Source organism: Streptococcus sp. 4155, from assembly GCF_013276695.1.
In the GTDB taxonomy this organism is placed as follows: Bacteria; Bacillota; Bacilli; order Lactobacillales; family Streptococcaceae; genus Streptococcus; species Streptococcus pseudopneumoniae.
In genome coordinates, this window is sequence record NZ_VMLM01000075.1 from 1 (window position 1) to 1,223 (window position 1,223).

The following is a 1,223-nucleotide window of genomic DNA, read 5'->3' on the forward strand; positions in this document are numbered from 1 at the left end:
CTTCCAGTTGACGATAAGCTTCTAGCGGTTCGCAGTTTACCAAGCTTAGCGTCGCCTTGCTCCTAAACCTTGGACTGCTATCGCATAGGCAGAGCTAGAGGACTAAAGTCCTAAGTTACTGCCGCAACATATCACAATGCACATAGCCAGAATAGTCTCCTAGGAATTCTTGTACTACTGAACCACTTCGACGCTGATCATGGTGGTAAAGCCTAATCCCTTGTTTCTCTGATTTTCCTGACAAAAAAGTCCAATAGTAGGTCAGATGGCTATCACTTTCTAAGACCCGATAAGAGGTTTCATCCGCATGAAGAAGAGCTTGTTCTAACAACTTTTCTCGTAAAAGCTTATAAAGGGACTCTAAATAGTATTGACTCGTCTTGATATGCCAATTAGAGATTTCCTTACGTGTGATTGGTAAACCCATCCTAGCCCAATCTTCTTCTTGGAGATAATTGGGAACCTTCAGATTAAACTTCTGATGGATGGTGTGAGCGATAATAGAAGCTGAGCCAAGGCTTATGCGCCAAAGGGGCTCTAGGGATAGGAGCTTTCACGATTTTATCACTCGGATTTTTCTCACTGCATGCTTGGCACTTATAAGAGTGTTGGATATGATCTATTCGTTTTAATTGCGCAGGAATAAAGACCAATTCTTGTCCTTGAAGGGTTGCTCCAATCTCTTTTAGATCTCCCTGACAGTCAGGGCAAATACAGTCCTCTAAGCGATGATGAACTTCTTCTGAATCGAATTGGGCAAGAAGAGCTTGACGTTTCCCTTTAGCTTTCTTACGTTTATAGGTGATTTCTTCTCTTTCAACTGGGAACATCTCCATCTTCATCAGATGGAGACTCTTCCTCAAAAAGGCTGACTTGTCCAGGGGGCAAACACTTTTCTCAGAGGATTTTCCATAGAGCTTTTGCGTTAGATAAGCCACTTGTTCACGCAGAAGGGTAAGTTCATTGGTGAGACTATCAATTGTAGCACTCTGTTGTTGAATGAGTTTTAATAAGTCTTTCATCATCTTCCCTCTCTGTTTTCTAACTTTATTATACTAAAAAGAAAGTCCTCATTTCAATAGAAATCACGACTTTCTGATGAATTTATTTGGGGAGTGATAGAAAAGCCCTTCATCAGCCAGTCTACTTGTTCTGGTGTGAGAGCTTTGACATCCTTTTCTGTACTTGGCCAAGTCAACTTACCGTTCTCAAAGCGTTTATAT

1 protein-coding gene and 1 pseudogene are annotated in these 1,223 nt (G+C 41.3%); both read right to left on the reverse strand.

What is annotated here, in order from left to right:
- Positions 1-127: 127 nt before the first annotated feature.
- Positions 128-1,025, reverse strand: a pseudogene (locus tag HT715_RS12470) (transposase); the annotation flags it as partial.
- Positions 1,026-1,075: 50 nt separating this feature from the next.
- Positions 1,076-1,223, reverse strand: a 148-nt coding sequence (gene tnpB, locus HT715_RS09150) for an IS66 family insertion sequence element accessory protein TnpB (RefSeq protein ID WP_172922923.1), incomplete at its 5' end; no start/stop codon positions are given.